This window comes from Agromyces humi (genome assembly GCF_009720255.1).
In the GTDB taxonomy this organism is placed as follows: Bacteria; Actinomycetota; Actinomycetes; order Actinomycetales; family Microbacteriaceae; genus Agromyces; species Agromyces humi.
Genome location: NZ_WJSP02000318.1, coordinates 1 through 4,327, shown reverse-complemented (window position 1 = coordinate 4,327; position 4,327 = coordinate 1). Strand labels below are relative to the sequence as shown.

2 protein-coding genes and 1 pseudogene are annotated in these 4,327 nt (G+C 73.4%); all 3 read left to right on the top strand.

Annotated features, from left to right (window positions below):
• The first annotated feature begins 300 nt into the window (after window positions 1-300).
• Complete coding sequence (locus GH736_RS18055) at window positions 301-1,800, top strand: M23 family metallopeptidase (protein ID WP_159605801.1); 1,500 nt, start codon at window positions 301-303, stop codon at window positions 1,798-1,800.
• Window positions 1,801-1,887: 87 nt separating this feature from the next.
• On the top strand, window positions 1,888-3,579 hold the full coding sequence (gene hutU / locus GH736_RS18050) for a urocanate hydratase (RefSeq protein ID WP_159605799.1): 1,692 nt from the start codon (window positions 1,888-1,890) through the stop codon (window positions 3,577-3,579).
• Window positions 3,576-4,327: pseudogene (locus GH736_RS18045) on the top strand (imidazolonepropionase); the annotation flags it as partial. The gene hutU and the pseudogene GH736_RS18045, both read left to right, overlap by 4 nt.

Below are 4,327 nucleotides of genomic sequence, written 5' to 3'. Positions count from 1 at the left end.
GGCGCGGCCACCGGCGCTGTCGTCGCCCTGGCCGCCGAGGTGGGGGCGGTGCCCGGTGCCGACCGCTTCCTCTCCCCCGAGATCGGGGCCCTCACCGACCTCGTCGCCTCGGGAACGGTCGTCGCGCGGGCGTCCGCCGCGACCGGCGCCCTCGACTGAAACGTGCGAAGAGGTTCTTCCGGGGTGATCAGGACGTCCCCCCGACTGGGGCAGGCACGAAGGGGCAGAACGGTTGTCTCCCTCCCACCTCGATGACAGACTGGACGGCAGCGGCCTCGGCCGTGACCCGAACGGAACCACATGACGCAACGCTGCACGGACTTCGGCGAGGATCGCCCCTGGTATGCCCGGGGCGCCCGTCGTGGTGGCGTCGCCCTCGCGGCGGCCACCGTCGTCGTCATGTTTGGCGCGTTCGGCGCGGCCCCCGCCTCCGCGGAGGAGATCCCGCCGGCCCAGACATCGGACACCTCGTCGTCGGATGCCACGTCGTCGGAGACGCCCGCAGCGACCCCGCCCGCGACGGACGAGCCTGCCGAGACCGAGGAGCCCGCGCCCGAGACCGAGGAACCGGCGCCCGAGACGGAAGAGCCCGCCCCGCCGACGGAGACGCCGACGCCGACGCCCGACCCGACGCCGACTCCGACGCCCGAGCCCACCGAGCCGCCGGCGACCGGCGAGCCGACGACGCCACCTGGGACTCCGGCCCCCGGCACGCAGGCCCCCGGCACGCAGACGCCGACACCCTCGACCGGCACGCCCCGCTCGGGCACCTCGTTCCGGCCCACCACGCGAACCGTCTCCGGCGCAGCGCAGGCCCAGAACGCCGCGCTGGTCGCCGCACGCTCCGCGATCACGCGTGCCACGACCGAGCTGCGCGAGGCCGAGGCCGCGCTCGCCGATGCCCGCGCCACGCGTGAGGTCGCCCGAGCCGTCGCGCAGCGCCTGCAGGACGTGGCCGACGCGGCACAGCAGGACGTCGACGCGGCGAAGCGCGTGTACGTCGCGGCCGCCCGCGGTGGCGGCAGCGCCACGCTCTCGTCGATGCCCGCGGCATTCGGCGCCGGCCATGACCTCCTCGCCGGACTCGGCGGATTCGCGCGGGTCGAGCAGATCTCCGGCGACGCCGAGAAGCTCCTCGCCATCGTCGAGAAGCGCACGGCAGAGGCGGAGACAGCGCAGGAGCGCGCCGACGCCGCCTGGACGGCCGTCGACGACGTGCCCGTCGAGGCGCTGCAAGACGACGTGGCGAACGCCGAGCAGGCCCTCGCCGACGCCAGGCAGGATCTCGAGGATGTACAGGCCAGGGCGGCCGAGGACAGCCGGGTCGCCGCCAGCAGCATCTCGCTCATCCAGACGCTTCCCGCCGACGCCGGCCAACTCAGCGACCAGGGCTGGGCGATCCCCGTTGCGGGTCGCATCAGCGACGGCTTCGGGCCCCGCCCGGTCAAGCCGGTTCCCGGCGTGAACGACTTCCACCGCGGCACCGACCTCGCGGCCGCCTGCCAGACCCCGGTGTTCGCCGCGACCGACGGCGTCGTCGCCGACGCCGCGCCGAACGGCAGCCTCGGCAACTGGATCCTCATCGACCACGGCTCGGGTGTCGCCACGGGCTACGGCCACCTCGTCGCGGGCGGCACCTTCGTGGTGCCGGGCCAGAACGTCACCGCGGGCCAACTGATCGGCGCGGTGGGCAGCACGGGCGCCTCCACGGGATGCCACCTCCACTTCGAGGTGCACCTCGACGGTGTGGCCGTCGACGCGGTGCCGTTCATGGCGGCCCGCGGCATCCCGCTCGGCTGACCTGGCTGGGGTCGTTCGTCTGGCATCCCAGACGCGCACCACGTGGCATCCGTTGTCGCCGGATGCCGCGTGCGATGAGATCGAGGCATGACCGACGCACCCACCGCAGCCGTCACCGGCCCGCGCACCGTCCGCGCCGCGCGCGGCACCGAGCTGACCGCGAAGAGCTGGCAGACCGAGGCGCCCCTGCGCATGCTCATGAACAACCTCGACCCCGACGTGGCCGAGCGCCCCGAGGACCTCATCGTCTACGGCGGCACGGGCAAGGCCGCCCGCAACTGGGAGGCGTTCGACGCGATCGTGCGCACCCTCGAGGACCTCGAGGCCGACGAGACGCTGCTCGTGCAGTCCGGGAAGCCCGTCGGCGTGTTCCGCACGCACGAGTGGGCGCCGCGCGTGCTCATCGCCAACTCCAACCTCGTCGGCGACTGGGCGACGTGGCCCGAGTTCCGCCGGCTCGAGCAGCTCGGGCTCACGATGTACGGCCAGATGACCGCCGGCTCGTGGATCTACATCGGCACCCAGGGCATCCTGCAGGGCACGTACGAGACGTTCGGCGCGATCGCGCGGGCCCGCTTCGGGGGTTCCCTGTCCGGAACGCTCACCCTCACCGGCGGCTGCGGTGGCATGGGCGGCGCGCAGCCGCTCGCGGTCACCATGAACGGCGGCGCCGTGCTGATCGTCGACGTCGACGAGACGCGGCTGCGTCGCCGTGTCGAGCACGGCTACCTCGACGAGTACCACACCGACCTCGACGAGGCGATCGCCCGGGTGGTCGCGGCGAAGGACGCCGGCGAGGCGCGCTCCGTCGGCGTGGTCGGCAATGCGGCCCTCGTGTTCCCCGAGCTGCTCCTGCGTCACCGCGCCGGCGAGATCGCCGTCGACATCGTGACCGACCAGACCAGCGCGCACGACCCGCTGTCGTACCTGCCCGTGGGCGTCCCCTTCGAGGACTGGCAGGCCGAGGCCGAGCGGGACCCCGAAGGCTTCACCGATCGCGCACGAGGGAGCATGGCCAAGCAGGTGGCCGCGATGGTCGGCTTCCAGGACGCGGGTGCCGAGGTGTTCGACTACGGCAACTCGATCCGCCGCGAGGCCGAGCTCGCCGGCTACGACCGCGCGTTCGAGTTCCCGGGATTCGTCCCCGCCTACATCCGGCCGCTGTTCGCCGAGGGCAAGGGCCCGTTCCGCTGGGCCGCGCTCTCGGGCGACCCGGCCGACATCGCCGCGACCGACCGCGCCATCCTCGAGCTCTTCCCCGACGACGAGCACCTGCGCCGTTGGATCACGCAGGCCGGCGAGAAGGTGCACTTCGAGGGCCTCCCTGCCCGCATCTGCTGGCTGGGCTACCAGGAGCGGCACCTCGCCGGCCTGAAGTTCAACGAGATGGTGGCCTCGGGCGAGCTCAGCGCGCCCATCGTGATCGGCCGCGACCACCTCGACTCCGGCTCCGTGGCGAGCCCCTATCGCGAGACCGAGTCGATGGCCGACGGCTCCGACGCGATCGCCGACTGGCCGCTGCTGAACGCCATGCTCAACACGGCGTCCGGCGCGACCTGGGTGTCGATCCACCACGGCGGTGGTGTCGGCATCGGCCGCTCGATCCACGCCGGCCAGGTGGTCGTGGCCGACGGCACCGACCTCGCCGCCGAGAAGATCGCCCGGGTGCTCGTGAACGACCCGGGCACGGGCGTCATGCGCCACGTCGACGCGGGCTACGACCGCGCCGTCGAGGTCGCTCGCGAACGCGGGTTGCGCGTGCCTATGCTCGACGCATGAGCGACGGCGGCGCAGCGACACGCATGCTGCTCACGGGGATCGCCGAGCTCGTGACGAACGATCCGGCGCCCGACCGCGACGGCGGACCGCTCGGCGTCGTGCGCGACGCCGCCCTGCTCGTCGAGGACGGCCGCATCGCCTGGGTCGACCACGCCCTCCACGCGCAGGAGCAGCTCACGGGTCTCCTCGACCGTGACGACCGTCGCGAGGCCGAGGAGCACCGCACCCTCTGGGACGCCGACGTCGAAGTCGTCGATGTCGGCGGCCGCGCGATGATCCCGGGCTTCGTCGACAGCCACACGCACCTCGTGTTCGGCCGCGACCGCGCCGAGGAGTTCGCGGCACGCATGGCGGGCCAGCGCTACGAGGCCGGCGGCATCCGCTCGACCGTCGCCGCGACCCGCGCCGCGACCGACGATGAGCTGCGGGCGCGGCTCGCGGCCTTCGTCGCCGAGTTGCACGCGCAGGGCACGACCACGTTCGAGGTGAAGTCGGGCTACGGGCTCTCCGTCGCCGCCGAGGAGCGGATCGTGCGCCTCGCCCGTGAGGTCACCGACGAGGTCACCTTCCTCGGCGCGCATGTCGTTCCGGCGGAGTACGCCGACCGGCCCGACGCGTACGTCGACCTCGTCGTCGGTGAGATGCTCGACGCCTGCGCGCCCCACTCGCGTTGGATCGACGCGTTCTGCGAGCGCGGCGCGTTCACGCCCGAGCAGTCCCGGCGCGTCCTCGAGGCGGGCGCCGCCGC